At 29.8% G+C, this 18,915-nt stretch carries 15 protein-coding genes; 9 read left to right on the top strand and 6 right to left on the bottom strand.

From position 1 onward, the window contains the following. Positions 1–54: 54 nt before the first annotated feature. Complete coding sequence (greA, locus tag EBB51_RS10365) at positions 55–522, bottom strand: transcription elongation factor GreA (RefSeq protein ID WP_123054400.1); 468 nt, start codon at positions 520–522, stop codon at positions 55–57. A 211-nt stretch (positions 523–733) separates the two neighbouring features. On the opposite strand from greA, the gene EBB51_RS10360 reads away from it, so the two are divergent. From EBB51_RS10360 to EBB51_RS10335, 6 genes are all read left to right on the top strand, one after another. After that, positions 734–1,336: a flavin reductase family protein gene (locus EBB51_RS10360; protein ID WP_123054399.1), complete on the top strand. Its 603-nt coding sequence runs from the start codon at positions 734–736 to the stop codon at positions 1,334–1,336. Positions 1,337–1,385: 49 nt separating this feature from the next. Next, positions 1,386–2,084, top strand: coding sequence for a L,D-transpeptidase family protein (locus EBB51_RS10355; RefSeq protein ID WP_243103833.1), 699 nt, complete (start codon positions 1,386–1,388; stop codon positions 2,082–2,084). 158 nt (positions 2,085–2,242) lie between these two features. Beyond that, positions 2,243–3,475: a pitrilysin family protein gene (locus tag EBB51_RS10350; protein ID WP_123054398.1), complete on the top strand. Its 1,233-nt coding sequence runs from the start codon at positions 2,243–2,245 to the stop codon at positions 3,473–3,475. Positions 3,476–3,486: 11 nt separating this feature from the next. Next, on the top strand, positions 3,487–4,353 hold the full coding sequence (gene recX, locus EBB51_RS10345) for a recombination regulator RecX (RefSeq protein WP_123054397.1): 867 nt from the start codon (positions 3,487–3,489) through the stop codon (positions 4,351–4,353). A gap of 78 nt (positions 4,354–4,431) precedes the next feature. After that, positions 4,432–5,607: a transglutaminase-like domain-containing protein gene (locus EBB51_RS10340; protein WP_123055048.1), complete on the top strand. Its 1,176-nt coding sequence runs from the start codon at positions 4,432–4,434 to the stop codon at positions 5,605–5,607. A gap of 121 nt (positions 5,608–5,728) precedes the next feature. Continuing rightward, on the top strand, positions 5,729–6,577 hold the full coding sequence (locus EBB51_RS10335; protein ID WP_123054396.1) for a polysaccharide deacetylase family protein: 849 nt from the start codon (positions 5,729–5,731) through the stop codon (positions 6,575–6,577). A gap of 42 nt (positions 6,578–6,619) precedes the next feature. Here EBB51_RS10335 and EBB51_RS10330 read toward each other — a convergent pair whose 3' ends face one another. The 3 genes from EBB51_RS10330 to EBB51_RS10320 form a co-directional block, all read right to left on the bottom strand. Next, positions 6,620–6,976 (bottom strand): tetratricopeptide repeat protein, encoded by a 357-nt coding sequence (locus EBB51_RS10330; RefSeq protein WP_123054395.1) that lies wholly within the window; start codon positions 6,974–6,976, stop codon positions 6,620–6,622. 121 nt (positions 6,977–7,097) lie between these two features. Next, positions 7,098–7,901 (bottom strand): ABC transporter permease, encoded by an 804-nt coding sequence (locus tag EBB51_RS10325; protein WP_123054394.1) that lies wholly within the window; start codon positions 7,899–7,901, stop codon positions 7,098–7,100. Then, complete coding sequence (locus EBB51_RS10320; protein WP_123054393.1) at positions 7,898–8,659, bottom strand: ABC transporter ATP-binding protein; 762 nt, start codon at positions 8,657–8,659, stop codon at positions 7,898–7,900. Before EBB51_RS10320 ends, EBB51_RS10325 begins: the two co-directional genes overlap by 4 nt. 564 nt (positions 8,660–9,223) lie before the next feature. Here EBB51_RS10320 and EBB51_RS10315 point away from each other — a divergent pair. Beyond that, entirely contained in the window at positions 9,224–13,531 is a 4,308-nt protein-coding gene (locus tag EBB51_RS10315; RefSeq protein ID WP_123054392.1) for a 2-hydroxyacyl-CoA dehydratase, read from the top strand. Between the two features lie 49 nt (positions 13,532–13,580). Here the strand turns inward: EBB51_RS10315 and EBB51_RS10310 are convergent, their stop codons facing one another. Continuing rightward, entirely contained in the window at positions 13,581–14,603 is a 1,023-nt protein-coding gene (locus EBB51_RS10310; protein WP_123054391.1) for an ABC transporter substrate-binding protein, read from the bottom strand. 395 nt (positions 14,604–14,998) lie between these two features. Between EBB51_RS10310 and EBB51_RS10305 the strand changes: the two genes are divergently transcribed. Then, entirely contained in the window at positions 14,999–15,376 is a 378-nt protein-coding gene (locus EBB51_RS10305; RefSeq protein WP_123054390.1) for a phage holin family protein, read from the top strand. A gap of 130 nt (positions 15,377–15,506) precedes the next feature. On the opposite strand, the gene add is transcribed toward EBB51_RS10305, so the two are convergent. Continuing rightward, on the bottom strand, positions 15,507–16,523 hold the full coding sequence (gene add, locus EBB51_RS10300) for an adenosine deaminase (protein ID WP_123054389.1): 1,017 nt from the start codon (positions 16,521–16,523) through the stop codon (positions 15,507–15,509). A 761-nt stretch (positions 16,524–17,284) separates the two neighbouring features. Here add and EBB51_RS10295 point away from each other — a divergent pair. After that, on the top strand, positions 17,285–18,781 hold the full coding sequence (locus EBB51_RS10295) for an Ig-like domain-containing protein (RefSeq protein WP_243103831.1): 1,497 nt from the start codon (positions 17,285–17,287) through the stop codon (positions 18,779–18,781). Positions 18,782–18,915: the final 134 nt, after the last annotated feature.

The raw sequence follows: 18,915 nt of genomic DNA, 5'->3' as shown, positions 1-18,915 counted from the left end.
GCTTTATGACATCCAACTGCTGGTACATGTATCCTGTTTAAAAGTAATTTTAGATTAGCTTAACAATTTTAAGACTTCAACCTTATAATTACCATCTGGTGATGATACAGTTGACTTTTCACCTACTCTTAATTTGTAAAGTGTCTTTCCTAAAGGAGAGTCAATGCTGATTTTCATATTTTTAGCATCTGCTTCTACTGAACTCACAAGAGTAACTTCTTCTTCGTCGCCAACATCGTAAAACTTTACAAGTGCTGTTTTATTTATACCAAACACGTCAGCTTCACTTGTATCATCAATAATTACAGCTGTTTTTAACTGCTGTTCTAATTCTAGTATTCTAGTTTCAGTCATAGACTGATCGTCTTTTGCTGCACTATAGTCCGCGTTTTCACTTAAATCACCTTGTGCACGTGCAGATTTTAAAGCAGCTTTAATTTCTACTCTTTTTACAGTTTTTAAGTATTCTAATTCGTCCTCTAATTTTTTTTTGCCTGATTCTGTTAACTTTAAGTTATGCATAAAATCACCCACTATTTTAAATTTATTAACTAAAGAAAATTATATAATTAATTAAGTTAAAAATTAAGCATATAATTGACTTTAAAATTAAATAATATTACCTTATTATTATAATATTACGCATATAATAATACAAGAATTTAAAGTAACATAGATTATGGATGATATATTTTGCATCCTTACAATAAACTAGAGAGGAATGAAATAAAATATGACAAAAGTACACTTTAAGGGAAGTACCATGTTAAATCCAGTTCCAGCCGTGCTTATAACAAGTATAGATAAAAATAATAACTTAAACGTATTTACAGTTGGGTGGATTGGCACTGCATGCACTCACCCACCTATGATAACGGCAGCTATAAGACCTGAGAGACTTTCATATAAGTATATAAAAGAGTCCGGCGAGTTTGTTGTAAATTTGCCGTCTAAAAATATGACAAAGATTGTAGATTTTTGCGGTGTCAAATCTGGAAGGAATATAGATAAAATTAAAGAGTGTAATTTAACTTTGGAAGAAAGCACAAAGATAAAAACACCTTGTATAGAACAATGTCCTGTAAGCATAGAATGTAAGGTTAAAAATATAATTCCACTTGGAACTCATGATTTATTTTTAGCGGAAATTTTAGCAGTAAATGTAGAGGAAAGTTTAATTGACCAAAATGGTAAAATTCATTTTGAAAAATCCAAACCGATATGTTATTCTCATGGTGAATATTTCGATTTATCCGAAAAGCCATTAGGTAAATTTGGATATTCAGTTCAAAAGAAAAGGGTTAGACATAAAAGCAGTAGAAAAGTTAAAAAATAAATTCTTTATTATTCTTCTATTTCATAAAATGAGATAGGAGGTGTTAAAGGTGCATTTAAAAAAAGTAATAATTCTTCTATTTTCAATAATAATAGTTGAAGTATTATTATTGGGTAATAGATATAAAATTACCGCTTATAGAGATGTTTGTAATCAAGGTAAATCAAAAACAAATTACATAATTATAGTTGATACTACTACTAATTCTTTAAGCGTATTTAAAGAAGGTAAATTATTTAAAACTTATAAAGTAGCATCTGGAAAATCAACTACTCCATCTCCAATTGGAACGTGGAAAATAATAGGCAAGGATACTTGGGGCAGTGGATTTGGAGGACGCTGGATGGGACTTAATGTTCCATGGGGAAAGTACGGCATACATGGTACGTTAGCTCCAAATTCAATAGGCTGGAATTCTTCACATGGATGTATAAGGATGAAAAATAACGAAGTAAAAGAATTATACAGTTATATTCCAGTTGGTACAACTGTAGTAATATCAGGAGGAAATTATGGGAGGTTTGGCGAGTATTTGAGGGTACTTCGTCCGGGAATGAGAGGATCGGATGTATATCAACTTCAACTGGTGCTGAGAGAAAAAGGATATTATAAATCCAACCCTGATGGTATATATGGTGATTATTTTAAATCAGTGGTTCATGAATTCCAAAAGAAGAATGGTCTTCAAGTTACTGATACTATAGGCAATTCATTTTATTCAAAACTTGGCATACATTTAGTAGATTAAAGCCTGAATTTTAAACAGGCTTTTTCTAAATATTGATGATTTTACATATGCTATTTTTTATGTTTATTCATTGTATATAATTCAATTATTATGATAATATATATAAATGAACTTAATAGATGGACTCAATTTATATTATAAAAAAGGAAGATAATTGTATGTTTGATGTTCAAGAAAAAACTTTGGAAAATGGTATAAAAGTTGCAACTGTAAAAAAGGATACAAAGATTGCTTGTGTCAATTGCGGCATAAAAATAGGGTCAATATATGAAAATAGACAGGAGAAAGGTATATCACATTTTATAGAACATATGCTTTTTAAAGGGACAAGTAGTAGAAATAACGAGCAAATAAATACTTATTTAGAAAGTATAGGTGGGGAATATGATGCATATACAGATAGTACAAATACAGTATATAGTATTGCAGCTTTAGATGATGAACTCGAGCATTCGCTGGAAATTTTATCTGACATGTTCATTAATTCTGTATTTCCTGAAAAAGAATTGGAAAAAGAGAGGGAAGTTATACTAGCTGAAATTAGATCAAGTAAAGATGATATAGAAGATTACAGCTTTAAAAAAGTAAACGAATTTGCTTTTGATAAGAGTCCGCTGAAACATGATACTATAGGTGATGAAGAAACAGTACTAAGCTTTAAAAGACAAGATATATTAGAATTTTATAATAAATACTATGTTCCTAATAATTGTTATATATCTATAGTTTCCCCATTTGATCATGATAAAGTTTTGAAATTGGTTTTAAAATATTTTAAAGGGTGGAAGTTTAAAGAGTTTAAGAAAAATGAAATTATTATAGAAGATAATATCCCAGTAAAAAAGGTTTCATATAGAGAAAATATAGAACAGAGTACTATAGTTTATGCATTCACATTTTATAATATAACTAAAGATCAAGAACTTGTACTTAAAGTATTAAATTATAAATTTGGTGAAAGTGCTAATTCCATATTATTTAGAAAACTTAGAGAAGAAAAGGGATTAGCGTATGACATTTATACAGATTTGACTTTACAAAAGTATATAAAAGTATTGTATATTTATACTGCTGTAGCGGATGAAAATATTGAAGAAGCATTAAAAACGATAGATAATTGCATTGATGAAATCAAAAATGAAAAAATATCTTTTAACAATGATACTATACAGCATATGAAAAAAGTTTTAAAAACTGCTATAGCATTTACGCTGGAAGATTCTATTGATATAGGGGGCTATGTCCTTCGCCAAATTATAAATCATGAAGATATATTTGAATTTATAAATGATATAGAAAAATTGAAGTATATAAAAAAAGAGGATATATATAATACAGCAAGGCTTGTTTTTAATAATCCAACTATACATATAGTTAAAAGCCAGAAATAAGGTGATTTATTTTGAGTAATGAAAAAAAAGTTGTTACTAAGATTGAAATTCAAAAAAACAATGGCAAGAGGGTAAATGTATATATAAACCAAGAGTTTGCTTTTGCATGCAGTACTGAATTGATTTATATGTATAATATTGTAAAAGGTAAAAATCTAGAATTAGAGAATATAAAAGAGATAGTCGATCAAGACAATTATATAAAGTGTAAAAGTTTGGCGCTTAAAATCATAGAAAGGTCATATAAGACAGAAAAACAGGTTGTTGATAAATTAGTCCGAAAGGAATATGGGAATCATACAATAGATAGAGTAGTTGATTTCTTGAAAAAGTATAAATTTTTGGATGATGAAAAATTTATTAGAACCTATATAGATGAAAAGATAAAGTCACAGGGAAAGAATAAGATAAGATGTGCACTTATAAAAAAAGGAATAGATAAGCTTAGTATAGAAAGTGAGCTTGAAAAAATAGATGCGCTAACTGAAAAAAAGTATGCACTTAAACTTGCAAGAAAAAAATATGATGTTGTAAAAAAGACGGGAGTAAACTATAAAAAAATATATAAGAAATTAGGTAACTATCTAATTTCTAGGGGATACAATGTAAATATAATTAAAGATGTATTAAATGATGTAATTGATAAGGATGAATGTGAACACAATACCAAATCAAAAAAAGAACAAGATTTAAATAGTGACCTCAATACATTGAGAATAGCAGCAGAAAGGCGATATAATATAATATCGAAATCTGAAAGTGACAGTATAAAGATATATAGAAAGTTATGTAATTATTTGCTTAGAAAAGGGTATTCTTATGAAAATATAAGAACTGTTTTAAAATCAATTATAAATTTAAAGGGAGATACTGTTTAAATGATAAATGGCTTCTAGAAATAGCATAATAGACTTATTTTAGAATAAGTTAAGAAGGTGATTATTATTATAAATAATATAAAAGCTAATCCAATAACAATTATGTTATTTTTGATATTTTTTTATCCATTATTTAAAGGGTTTTTATTTAAATTTAATTCAGGGGATTTAAAAGGTGATATTGATGATATTAATAGAAATATTTCATTTATTATAGCCATATTTTTAGGAACTTATAGTGGTAAAAAAATATTTATTCAGCATGGTCAGGGAATATATATGGATATATATAGGGCTATACCTACTGATTTTGCAAATTATATAGACAACAATATAACTACTGTCTATTTAATAATCATACCCATAATTGTATTCATAATATATAAGATTATAAAACTTTTATTAAATTTATTAAGCTATATAATCTTTTATCCCATACTAAATACTGTAGATAAATTTTTAAGGACAAAAGGTAACTCCTTTAAAAGAACGGTTGGAGCTGCCTTTCAATTACCGAAATCATTATGCTACATCATATTAGCTGTTTTTATAATTAACATAGCTTCCATGTTTAATATGGGTGGAAAGTTTAACAAGTACCTAGAAACTTCAAAACCTTATAATACAATTTGCAAGGAAGTTGTAATACCAGTTACAAACTCTGAAGTTGCAAAAAAACTTCCAAATATCATAGATAACTCGTTTAAAGTTGTAATAAAAAATCCTAATCAACAGGGGGACGCAGCACAAAATGTTATAAATAACGGAAAGACAATAGCATATTATAATGGAGTTACTTTGGATCAAGGGGTTGAATCTAATAGTAAAATAGATGAATTTTCAAGGCAGCTTACTGAAAATGAAAAGAGTACTATAGAAAAGTCGAAAACTATATATGATTGGATAGGAAGTAATATATCATATGACCACGAAAAAGCGAATGACGTGTTAAATAATAATTTTGATGTAAGTTCAGGAGCCATACCCACATTTAATACAAGAAAAGGTATTTGTTTTGATTATTCATGTTTATATGTAGCAATGGCAAGAGCTAATAATATTAAGGTAAGATTGATAATAGGAGAAGGTTTTAATGGAGTTAGTTGGGTAAGTCATGCATGGAATCAGGTATATATACCTGAGCAGCAAAGATGGATAAATGTAGATACAACTTTCTATAGGGGAGGAAATTATTTCGACAGTAAAAGATTTGATTTAGACCATAGAAATTCTCAAGTAGTAGGTGAATGGTAGCAATTTATGAGGATACTTTAAGTAATTTGTAGATAATTAAGTAATTTTTAATAAAACTTAGTTTACCTTATATCACATAAGTTGTATAATTACTTTGACAAAATTATGGGAGATGGTATGCATGGAACATTACAAGAAGAATGGAAACAATTATAAAAAGGTATCCAAAAAGGAAATTTCACTAATTGCTGTGTCGTTTTTAGTATTATTTTCAATTGGGTTATTTTTAGGCAGTGAGATATCCAGCAGGAAAGTAGCTATGGCAAGTAGTGCTAAGCAAAAAAATCAAAAACAATTGAATCAAAAAAGTATGGACCAAAGGGAAAGTAAAGTTAATCCAACAAATACTAAGGATACAAGTGGATTTAACCCATATAAGTCTGACGGGAGAAAGGTTGTATACTTAACTTTTGATGATGGTCCTTCACAAAATAATACTCCTAAGATACTTAAAATACTTAAGGAAAGTAACATAAAAGCTACTTTCTTTTTAATAGGTAAAAATGCAGAAGAAAATAAGCAGCTTGTAAAGGATGAGATAAATGATGGTCATGTAGTTGCAAATCATACTTATTCACATGATATGCATTATGTATATTCTGATCCTAGGATTTTTGTTAATGATTTGAACAAGTGCAGCGAAGTTTTAAAATCAATTGTAGGAGAAGATTATAAATTGAAGCTTATAAGATTTCCAGGGGGATCTTTTGGAAATAGATTGGCACCTTTTAGAGAAGCAGCAAAAAATGCCGGCTATCACTATGTCGATTGGAATGATCTAACAGGTGATGCTGAGCATAATAATGTACCTGTGGCTAACCTTGTTGACAAAGTTAAAATGTATGGAAATCATGACCATTTGGTTATACTAATGCATGATGCACCAGCTAAGGTTACTACTGTGGAAGCACTTCCTCAAGTAATACAATACTTTAAGTCTCAAGGATATGTGTTTGAGACATTAAGATAATAGCAACAAAGTCAGAGGACAGATTTTTGTCCTCTGCTTTTATTAGGATTTAGATAAATAAGTTTTCATTATTGAATTAATAGCTTTTTCACAATCAACATCATCATTATCTAAGCACCATGCAGTATTAAAGTATAATAGTGCCTTTTTATTATCTTTAAGCACAGCGTAACAATAACCAAGATTGAAAAAGTATTTGCTGTCCCTTTTTAACTTAATTGCTGATCTTAATAGGGGAATGGCTCTTTCGTAATCTTTCAATTTTATAAAGCATACAGCAGAATTATAAAGGGAAGAAGATACATTGTTTTTTTGCATGATGGCTTTTCCATACATATATATGGCTTTTTTATAATTTTTGGCGTTGTAGTATTCATTGGCTATTTGAAAGTAATTCATCTAAATCCTCCTAACTTTATGATGAGTTTGTAAATACTCATATAATAAGTTTATATAAATATTACAAGAATATACCTATACAAATAATATCCATATTTACATACTTTTATACACAAGTACTTTAATGAGTAGATCTTGATATTAATTTCCTTTCCAATAGTTGAACACCTTCATACATCAAATAAGCAAGTACAGCTAATATTAATATACTCAACATTACTGTATCAAGCTCAGAAGTTTGACCGCCAAATACTATTAAAAATCCTAATCCTTGTTTTGCAACTAAAAATTCACCCATTATTACACCAACCCATGATAATCCTACATTTATTTTCAAAGCAGATAAAAAGGTAGGTATTGTTGCAGGTATTATCAAGTGAGTTAATATTTGAGATTTTTTAGCACCAAAAGTTTTTAAAAGCTTTATTTTGTCATCATCCACTGAATTAAAACCGTCTAGTATAGTTATAATTGTGACTACGATTGAAATCAGCAGGGTAACTACAACTATAGCTGTTATACCATTTCCAACCCAGAATATTATAATAGGGGCAAGAGCTACTTTAGGAAGTGCATTAAGAACTACAATATATGGATCTAAAACTTTTGCAGCAAGTTTAGACCACCATAAAAGTACAGCTATTATTGCACCAAGAACTGTCCCAAGAGTAAATCCAAGAATTGTTTCATAGCATGTTATTCCTATGTTTGAAAATAAAGCCTTTTCAGTGTATAACTTTATAAGACTTTTAAACATTCTAGATGGTGTACTAGTTAAAAAAGGATCTATCCAGTTTAAATCTCCTGATATTTCCCACAGTGCAAAAAAAGCTGCTAATATTACTATCCTTAATGTAATTACTTTTTTCTTTTCCTTTTCAATATTTTGAATATATAATTTATGTTCTTTTATCTCATCTATCATTGTGAGTTTAGCTCCTTCCAAATATTATTAAAGTAAACTCTAAACTCAGGTTCCTCTCTACATTTTAAAGGAGAATCATGAGGAATAGAAAATTTTATATCAAAAATTTTTTTAATATTTGCAGGCCTTTTAGACAGCACGATTACCCTGTTAGACATAGATATTGCTTCAGATATATCGTGCGTAACCATTATGGCAGTTTTATTTTCTTTCTTAATAATTTTAAAAACTTCATCGCTTATATTGAGTCTTGTTTGATAATCAAGAGATGAAAATGGTTCATCAAGCAGTAAAACTTCTGGATCTAAAGCTAGTGTTCTTATTAATGCAACTTTTTGTCTCATTCCGCCGGACAGTTCATCTGGGTAATGGGACACGAAGTCAATTAATCCGTAGTTTTCCAATAGTTTATTGAGTTTTGGCTTATAATCATCTATGTTCTTATGCTGAATTTTAAGTCCTAATATAATATTATCCCATACAGTTAGCCAGCTAAATAACTGATCTTTTTGAAACATATATCCCATTTTATTGGAGAAGGATGTCATTTTTTCATTATCTATATATATACAACCATAAGATGGTTTTAAAAGCCCAGCTATTATATTTAAAAGGGTTGATTTACCACATCCAGATGGACCTACTATACTTAAAAATTCACCATCGTCTACTGAAAATGTTATATTGTCTAAGGCTTTAGTACAAGTAGTCAGGGAATGATAATTCATATATATTTGTTTTACATATACTTTACTCAAGAGATCATCTCCTATTAATTTGATTCCTGTAATATACATAGTTCAGTATATGAATTTATACATTATATAGTGTTAAATACATAAATAGTTTTGATATAATTATTTGTGATTTAGTATATGTACAAAGCGAGATATATGTTATAATATTGTGTAGTAAGTTTAGAACAGAGGAATGTTGTAGAATAAGTCTGCAAAACTACACATAACCGTATGCGTTAGGATATGGTTATTTTTTGCTCTCTATATAGTAATAATATTTTAAGTTGGGATTATACGTCCAAGTAGATTTTATAGTATTGACAATATTTTTTTGGTAATATAAAATTAAAGTGAGTAATCACTCATTGATAATGGTTATTAGCTAACATTTAGATATTGTAAAATAATTTAAATGTTATAAAGTAATTTGCATTATTGTTTATTTTTATACTTATTGTAAAAGGATAATAATATAATCATAGTAATAATATAAAAAGGTATTGTAATTAGTAAAATGTTATGGAAGTTTAAATGAAATTTAATTTTATTTCATTAATTTATTAATTGTAAAAGGTGATATGATTTATGAGAAACTTATTTCATATAGGGCTTGATGTAGGGTCTACTACTGTAAAAATAGCTGTATCTGATGATAAAGACAGTATGGTTTATAGCAGATATCAAAGACATTATTCAGATATACGAAGCACTATTGTAAATGTTATAAGAGAAGCATATGAATATTTTAAAGATGATAATATTACAATAATGGTTACTGGTTCAGGCGGACTTTCAGTATCTAAATGGCTTAATATATCCTTTATTCAAGAGGTTATAGCTTGCACTAATACTATTGAAAGGTTTATTCCAAGTACTGATGTAGCTATAGAATTAGGTGGGGAAGATGCCAAAATAACATTTTTTGATGGTGGAATAGATCAGAGAATGAATGGCACTTGCGCAGGCGGCACAGGTGCTTTTATAGACCAAATGGCATCACTACTTAAAACAGACGCTCAAGGTCTAAATGAATTAGCCAAAAATTATAAAGTTATTTATCCTATAGCAGCCAGATGCGGTGTATTTGCAAAAACTGATGTTCAGCCGCTTTTAAATGAAGGTGCAGCAAGAGAAAATATAGCCGCTTCTATATTTCAGTCTGTAGTAAATCAAACTATAAGTGGGCTTGCTTGTGGAAAGTCAATAAAAGGTAATGTTGCATTTTTAGGAGGTCCACTTTACTTCTTGTCAGAACTTAGAAAGAGGTTTATAGAAACGCTGAAGCTTACTGAAAAAGAAGTAATTTTTCCAAATAATTCTCAGTTATTCGTTGCAATGGGAGCAGCACTTGAATCTAAAAAGGAACCAATTATTTCTTTCAAATCTTTAATTGAAACACTGCCTCTTTTAAACAAAGGGGCTAGTGACGAAGTACGAATATTAAGACCTCTCTTTAAAGATGAAGACGAGCTTAAGGAGTTTGAAGAAAGACATAATAAAAATGTAGTTAACAAATTAAGTTTAGAGAACTTTAAGGGAAATTGTTATTTAGGAATAGATGCTGGTTCAACTACTACAAAGGCTGTACTTATAGATGAAGCAGGAAATCTCATATATTCTTATTATGGAAGTAATGAGGGAAGTCCGCTTAAATCAGCTGTTAAAATTTTGAAGGATCTATATAGTAAGTTATCAAGCGAAGCAAATATATTAAACTCTTGTGTAACGGGATATGGTGAAGGACTTATAAAAGCTGCATTATCAATAGATATAGGAGAAGTTGAAACAATAGCACATTACAAAGCCGCAGAGTTTTTTCAACCGGGGGTTGATTTTATACTCGATATAGGCGGACAGGATATGAAATGTCTAAAAATAAAAGATGGATTTATTGATAGTATAATGTTAAATGAAGCTTGTTCATCCGGCTGTGGTTCATTTTTAGAAACTTTTGCACATTCATTAAATATGACAGTTAAGGATTTTGCTAAGGCTGCACTCTCTTCTAAAAACCCTGTAGACTTAGGATCAAGATGTACTGTATTTATGAATTCAAAAGTAAAGCAGGCACAAAAGGAAGGGGCTACTGTAGGTGATATTTCGGCAGGACTATCATATTCTATAATTAAAAATGCGCTGTTTAAAGTAATAAAAATAAGAAATCCTAAGGCACTTGGAAAAAAGATAATAGTTCAAGGCGGTACATTTTATAATAATGCTGTACTGAGGGCTTTTGAACTCATATCGGGCAGAGAAGTAATAAGACCTGATATAGCGGGTCTCATGGGTGCTTTTGGAGCAGCTATAATTGCAAAGGAAAGGTATATTAGTGGAAGCAAGAGTACTTTGCTTAAAATTGATAAAGTAAATACTTTTACTACAGATGTAACTATGAGAAGATGCGGTAAATGTGCAAATAACTGTTTGCTTACAATAAATCAATTTCAAGATGGAAGAGAATTTGTATCAGGTAATAGATGTGAAAGAGGAGCAGGAATAGAACGCAAGAAAAATGACATACCTAATATATTTAAATACAAATATAGTAGAATTTTTAGGTATAATCCATTGAGCTTGGATAAGGCAGTAAGAGGTAGGGTTGGTATTCCAAGGGTACTCAATATGTATGAAAATTATCCATTTTGGTTTACGTTATTTACAGAACTTAAATTCAGAGTGGAGATATCACCAAGATCCTCAAAGGAAGTATATGGGCTTGGAATAGAAACTATACCTTCGGAATCAGCGTGTTATCCTGCAAAGCTAGTGCATGGACATATAATGAGTTTGGTAAATAAGGGAATAAAGTTCATATTTTATCCATGTATACCATATGAACAAAAAGAGCAAAAAGAAGCGGATAATCATTATAATTGTCCTATGGTTACATCTTATCCTGAAGTTATAAAAAACAATATGGATGTTTTAAAAAATAAGAATGTCGACTTTAGAAATCCATTTTTGCCTTTGGATAATGAGAAGAGATTGACAAAGAGATTACTAGAGGAATTAAAAGATTTTAATATAAGTAAAAGTGAAATGACTAGGGCAGTTGAAATGGCCTATGATGAAAATAAAAAGGTAAAGCAGGATATAAGACATAAAGGTGAAGAAGTACTTGAATACTTAAAAAAGACCGGCAGGCGCGGTATTGTTTTGGCAGGAAGACCTTATGATTTGGATCCAGAGATAAATCATGGAATACCAGACATAATTACTTCATATGGAATGCCTGTTCTTACAGAAGATTCTGTATGTCATTTAGGTCAAATTGAAAGACCTCTAAGAGTAGTAGATCAGTGGGTTTATCATTCAAGGTTGTATGCTGCAGCAAGTTTTGTGGCTAAAAATAAAAATGTTGAGTTAATACAGCTTAATTCGTTTGGATGCGGACTTGATGCAGTTACTACAGATCAAGTTCAAGAAATTTTAAATTCTTATGAAAAGATATATACTGTATTAAAAATAGACGAGGGAAGCAATTTAGGTGCAATTAGAATTAGAATACGTTCATTAAAAGCTGCCCTTGATGAAAGAGACAGCGCAGGTTTTATACCTAAAAAGGTTTTGAAAAATGATAAGAAAATTATTTTTACAAAGGAAATGAGAGAAAAGCATACTATTTTATGTCCTCAAATGTCACCTATACATTTTCAATTTTTACAAGAAGGGTTTAATGTTTCTGGGTATAATTTAGAGGTTCTTCCTTCAGTTGATAAAAAGGCTGTAGATGAAGGGTTAAAGTATGTTAATAATGATGCTTGTTATCCTTCAATAATGGTTGTAGGTCAGCTTATTGAAGCACTTAAATCCGGTAAGTATGATTTAAATAATACATCTGTTATAATGTCGCAAACTGGTGGAGGATGCAGAGCTACAAATTATATAGGATTTTTAAGAAAAGCTTTAAAAGAAGCTGGATTTTCAAATATTCCTGTAATATCAGCTAATTTAATTGGAATGGAAAAGAACCCAGGATTTAAGATAAGTATGGGACTTATAAATAAACTATTAATAGCTGTTTTATATGGGGATTTGTTTATGAGAGTACTGTACAAGGTAAGACCATATGAAAAAATACCAGGGTCAGCCAATATACTATATAAAAAGTGGATAGAAAAGTGTAAAGAAAATGTTAGAGATGGAAGTCATAAAAAGTTCAAAGAAAATATATATGCAATTGTTGAAGACTTTGATAATTTAGAAATAAAGAATATCAGTAAACCTAGGATTGGTATAGTTGGAGAAATTTTAGTCAAGTTCCATCCTACAGCAAATAATAATATTGTTGATGTTATAGAAAGAGAAGGTGCTGAAGCAATAGTACCAGATTTGACAAACTTCTTATTATATTGTGCATATAATGCAAACTTTAAATACAAGTATTTGTCTGGAACTATGAAAAGTAAAGTTATGCAAAATGCATTTATACAATTTATTGAGCACTTTAGGAGACATATGGTAAATGCACTTACAAAAAGTAAGAGATTTAGTCCGCCTGAGGATATAGAAACTTTAGCTAAAGGGGCTTCGCCTATAGTTTCTATTGGAAATGAAACAGGTGAAGGATGGTTTTTAACTGCTGAAATGGTTGCACTTATAAAAAGTGATGTTAAAAATATTATATGTATGCAGCCATTTGCCTGCTTGCCTAATCATGTAACTGGTAAGGGAATGATAAAGGAGCTAAAGAGAAGATATCCTGGAAGCAATATAGCAGCTATAGACTTCGATCCTGGTGCTAGCGAAGTAAATCAGTTAAATAGAATAAAATTAATGCTTTCAGTTGCATTTAAGTCTTTAGAAAAAGAGAAGTCCAGTTCTAAGTCTAATTTAGATAACTTAGGTAATTTAAATAAACCACCTAAGGCTGCTGGAATTGAAGAGAAGTAATATATTTTTAAAGGTAATAGAAGTTTGAATGAACTTCCATTACCTTTTTTTATTTGACTTCTTTAACTGCATCTTGAGCATATTTAGTATTAACTATTTTGTTAAACGGCGGTCTTTGAGGAATAAGTTGTTTGTTATAATCTTGGATTATATCCATGAGTCTATTTAAGTTTTCTTCAGTAAGTACAGGATCTGATGCAAAAGCATTTATGGATCTATAATTTTTAACAACAGATACTATTATATTTTTATCTGTTCCAGGGAAAAATGACTTAATGACTTCTGCAACTTCTGTATCATTGTGTTTTTGAACCCAAAGCTGTCCTTTATATATGGCTTTTGTAAATTTCTCTATGACTTCAGGGCTTTTTTCCATATATGATTTAGTTGCAAAATAACATGTGTAAGGTAAGGTTCCTGTGGATTTACCTACCGAAGCTACAATATGACCATTGTTACTTTTTTCAATCATACTTCCGCTTGGTTCAAATAGAGTAACATAATCGCCAGTACCTGATGTAAAGGCACCTGCTGTGGCAGTATAAGCTAAGTTTGTTATTAAATTGACATCCTTACCAGGAGTAAGTCCATGTTGTTTTAATACATATTCAAGAGACATTTCAGGGACACCGCCGGGCCTTCCACCTATTATGTTTTTACCCTTTAAGTCTTCCCACTTAAAGGAAGGTTCGGGATTCCTTCCAATCAAAAAAGAACCATCTGCTGCAGTTAATTGTGCAAATATAACTGGGTAGTCTTCCCTTTTTTGATTATATATATATATGACTTGTTCAGGTCCGCAAAATCCTATATCAGCATTTTTACTTAGTACTTCCTGCATAGTTTTATCTGCACCTTGTCCTGTAGTTAATTCAATATCAAGACCCTCTTCTTTAAAGAATCCTTCATTTATTGCAACATACATTGGTGCATAAAAAATTGAACGGGCAACTTCGTTTAATCTAACTGTAGTAGTGCCATTTTGACTTTTACTGCCGCATCCTGTAAACAGCACGGCTATGAATACAGCACTTAATAAAATAGAACAAAAGCTGAGCTTCTTTCTTTTCATAACATCCTCCGAGTTAAAATTGTATCAATTTATAATATGAATATCTATAGAATTATGTTCATACTCTGTCAATTGTCCTCTGTCCTCTGTTTTTTATAACTTCATAAAATTTTTAAAAAAATTACATTGATATTTAACAAATATGGCACAATGTCGTAACATTAACCATATATAATAATAATTGTCCTAAGATAAAACTTAGCGAAATTAAAAATAAAAAACCCTCTTATTAAGTATAGATAACAAGAAACTTAAGCACTGGCTAATTAACTGGTGCTTATTTTTCTTTATTTTTTGAATAACTTTTAATTATGATGTTATATTTTTAAATGTTATGAAGCACAATAAATATATGTTTTACAATAAATTTTTAAAATGAGGAGGTAATCTTTATAATGCAAAATAATGAAAAAAACCAAGGAGAGAATAAGTCAGGTGGTAGTACCTTTTTTTATTGGATAATGAGATTGATTTTTGTTGCAATTGTTTTAGCTGTAACATCATTTTTAACACCTGGATTTACTATTAGAGGATTGTGGTCATTTTTATTAGCTGCAGTTGTAATAACTGTACTTGATTATTTAGTTGAAAGGCTTATGGGAGTTGATGCATCACCTTTTGGAAAAGGTTTCAAGGGATTTGTTATTTCTGCAATAATAATTTATCTTACACAATTTTTAGTTGCAAATATGAGAGTATCTATAATAGGAGCATTATTAGCAGCTGTGGTTATTGGAATAATAGATGCAGTAATTCCAGGTAGAGTCATGTAAAGAATGCATTTTCTTAGTATTATAATGTAATTCAATATATTTAAAGACTTTTTTAAGCTTATTCAGGCGGCTCATAATGAGCATCCTGAATAAACTCTATTTTTATGGCTTTCTTTTATATATTAAAATCTTACTTGTTATTTCGTTTAAAGAAGGGTTGGTATTTTTTTAATTTTTCTTTAGTTTCTAAATCAGCAAAAGATGCATTAACACTGTTGTAGTAAATTTGTTTATAATCTTTATAGGTGATATGAAATTCATCTAATAATATGTTAAATTCATTAGTCATAGTTGTATTTGATACAGTTCTATTATCAGTATTAACTGTTACCTTTATTCCATCTTTGTAAAAGTCATATATAGGATGTGTATTAAAAGATTGTACTGCTTTTGTCTGAACGTTACTTGTCGTGCACATTTCAAGTGTAATTCCTTTTTCCTTAACAGCTTTATATGCTTCAGCACAATCTTTTATAAATATTCCATGTCCAATCCTTTCAGCATGTAAAAGCTCTATTGCTTCAAGTACATTTTTACCTATTCCAGTTTCACCAGCATGAATTGTTATTCTATATCCGTATTTTTTAGCTAAAGCTATTGGCTCTATAAATTCTTTTGAAAATCCTTCGTTTTCAGATCCAGCTAAATCTATTGCTGCAACTCCTTTTCCAAGGAATTTTTTTCCGCCTTCTACCACATCAAAAACTGTATCAACTGGCATAGTTTTTAAACATGATAAAATTAGATTTCCTTTTATATCATACTTTTTTTCTGCATCCTTAATACCATTTAATACACTTTCAATTATTTCTTCAATGCTTAATCCCTTTTCACGGTGGAGTAAAGGAGCAAATCTTACTTCTATATATTTTACATTTTCCTTTGCAGAATCTTCAAGAAGTTCGTAAGCTATTCTTCTAAGATTCTCTTTTGTCTGCATTACTAATATTGGGAGTTGAAATCTTTTTAAATATTCATCAAGAGATTCACAGTCTAATGGAGCAGTAACCATTCTTTTTATGTTTTGAATATCATAAGAAGGAATGTTAATCTCATCTTTTTTTGCTATATCAATAATTGTTTCTGGTCTAACACTTCCATCTAAATGGCAGTGAAGTTCAATTTTAGGTAAAGATATTAAATTCATATTGTCCTCCTCTTTTTTATTATATTTTAAAGCAACTTTTTTGATAGGACATGAGATAGAGGACAGAGGACAATGAAGGGTCAGAAAACTAATTTATTTTTTAGGTTTTTTTTGCTAATGCAAAACATCGCTTAAGCAGGGACCTAAAATCTATGGCTTTTAGATAATTGTTTACTTAGGAAAGTACTCCTTAAGAAATAAAAGAACATGAGTTCCTTTTAAATTAAAGATTTTTGATAACTCGTTTCGCTAAAGCGAAACATCGCTGATTTATATAAATTTAAAGATTCTTTTGCGTTAGCAAAAAATCAACCTTCAATGTCCTCTGTCAATTGTCCTCTGACTCCTGTCCTTTACAAAATGCTTTGCATTTTTTAAAGTATAATGAATTTTATTTTTAATGTCAAGTTGATTTTATTTGATCTAATACTCGTAAAAATTTATATTAACTGATAAATTATTATAAAATGATTGATTTAATTAAATGTATTGTGCAACAATTTGTAATACATTCTCACCTTTGGGACTATTAAGGGTTGTTTAAATATAGCTTTAATATTATACTTATAGAGTGATAATTTAGCACAGTAATTTATAATTTCATCAAATGTAGGTTATTGTAAAATGTTTTTTATTATATTTTATATTAAAATGCAGTATATAGTATTTTGAGGGGAGGAGATATTGAAGTTTTATTATTTGGACAAGGTTTAAAATTGTATATTAATATTTTTAATTTATATAGAAAGAGGGGGAAACTATTGATTAAGTACTTAAAATATCCTTTTATAGCTGTAATGATTTTTGCAGCATGCCAATTTAATTCACATAATTTTGTACTAGCTGATAGTGTCTCTAGTGTATCACAAGATCAAGTTATTTCGACAGAGGATACTTCAAAAGTGATGGCACAAGGCACATCTAACTCTCCAACTGCCAAAAGTACATCTCAAACTTCGATAGTAAATTCAGATGACTTAAATAATGTACCTTTGAATAAAGTGTGGGAAGTTAAATTCAGCCAGCCAGTAGGTTTAGAAGCTGCAAAAAATAGTGTAAAAATTATAGAAAAGAATACTAATAAGGAATTACCAATAAGTATAACTTTAAGCCAAAATGACTGCTGTATTAATATAGCTCCTTTATCAAAATATAATCCTAGCAGCGAATACATATTAAGTATAGATGCTAATTTGATATCAAAATACAATAAAAAACTTAAAAATTCTGTAAGTGTTACCTTTAAAACGGAAGCACTTACAATAACAGGAATAGATGATATTAATGTATCTATAAACAAGGGCGACAGCTATAAGTTACCTGATCAAGTGGCTGCTTCTATGTCAGACGGCAGTAAAAAGCAAGTAAGTGTTACGTGGGACAAGGCTTTTGATCTATCACTTGAGGCAGGAACTTATACTTATCAAGGCAGTGTTTCTGGATATCATAACAAAGTTAATTTAAAATTGACAATAAATTCGTTAGCACCACCAGATATTACAAAGAGTAAAACTGATGCTACTTTTGCATGGATATGGCAGCTTCAAAATCAAGTAGATACGTATGGTGGAATAGATAACTTTATATCAAAGTTAAAGTCACTTGGAATAAGTAATGTATGCATTAAATATCATGAAGGTTCAAGTCCAAGTGGCGGCGGCGTTAACTTTAAAAATGACTTTTTGAAGTATGTTAAAAAATTTAAAAATGCAGGGTTTACAGTAGGTACTTGGGGTTATAATTACTTTAATTATCCTCAGGCTGAAGCTGATTTAATAATAGATGCTTTAAATAATAGTGATTATTATATTTTTGATCCTGAAGACGATGTCGCAGGTAAAACAGACCAGGCAGAACAAGTATGTCAGCTTGTAAGAAGTGAAAAATCTGATGCAGTAATAGGTTATGCATCTTATCCTATAGCGACACTCCATGAGGATATACCTTATTCAGTATTTAATAAATACTGTGATTTTGCTGCACCGCAATGTTATTGGGGTGAAATGCAGTGGTCAATGAAAGGCGCTGTAGATGGTATGATAAATTCTTACAAAGAACTTGGATTGGACAAGCCTATATATCCTGTAATACAAACTTATAATGTAAGTTATTATGATCTTATAGATTATCTTAACTATAACTTTGACTGTACTGGATTGTGGGCAGTTGATGATTGGGACAGCACATTTACAGATTTCCAGTCAAATAGAGGAAGCGGCTTTAATAAAGGAAGCTGGATGTATAAAAGACCGCAATAAATATTAAGTCAAAAAATTTTACCCTATAGGAATTGACAACTTGAAATATGTCAATACTATAGGGTTCTTAAATGTAAGAATTTAAATATAAGATAATATAGATAAGCACTAGACATTATAATTGCCAGTACTTA

Origin of the sequence: Clostridium sp. JN-1, from assembly GCF_003718715.1 — a bacterium.
GTDB lineage: Bacteria > Bacillota > Clostridia > Clostridiales > Clostridiaceae > Clostridium_AV.
This window is presented reverse-complemented; position numbering and strand designations above follow the sequence as displayed.

Excerpts from the sequence above, each read along its gene's own strand:
- greA (WP_123054400.1), bottom strand. The coding sequence starts at position 522 with ATGCATAACTTAAAGTTAACAGAATCAGGCAAAAAAAAATTAGAGGAC.
- EBB51_RS10360 (WP_123054399.1), top strand. The coding sequence starts at position 734 with ATGACAAAAGTACACTTTAAGGGAAGTACCATGTTAAATCCAGTTCCA.
- EBB51_RS10350 (WP_123054398.1), top strand. The coding sequence starts at position 2,243 with ATGTTTGATGTTCAAGAAAAAACTTTGGAAAATGGTATAAAAGTTGCA.
- EBB51_RS10335 (WP_123054396.1), top strand. The coding sequence starts at position 5,729 with ATGGAACATTACAAGAAGAATGGAAACAATTATAAAAAGGTATCCAAA.
- EBB51_RS10330 (WP_123054395.1), bottom strand. The coding sequence starts at position 6,976 with ATGAATTACTTTCAAATAGCCAATGAATACTACAACGCCAAAAATTAT.
- EBB51_RS10325 (WP_123054394.1), bottom strand. The coding sequence starts at position 7,901 with ATGATAGATGAGATAAAAGAACATAAATTATATATTCAAAATATTGAA.
- EBB51_RS10315 (WP_123054392.1), top strand. The coding sequence starts at position 9,224 with ATGAGAAACTTATTTCATATAGGGCTTGATGTAGGGTCTACTACTGTA.
- EBB51_RS10310 (WP_123054391.1), bottom strand. The coding sequence starts at position 14,603 with ATGAAAAGAAAGAAGCTCAGCTTTTGTTCTATTTTATTAAGTGCTGTA.
- EBB51_RS10305 (WP_123054390.1), top strand. The coding sequence starts at position 14,999 with ATGCAAAATAATGAAAAAAACCAAGGAGAGAATAAGTCAGGTGGTAGT.
- add (WP_123054389.1), bottom strand. The coding sequence starts at position 16,523 with ATGAATTTAATATCTTTACCTAAAATTGAACTTCACTGCCATTTAGAT.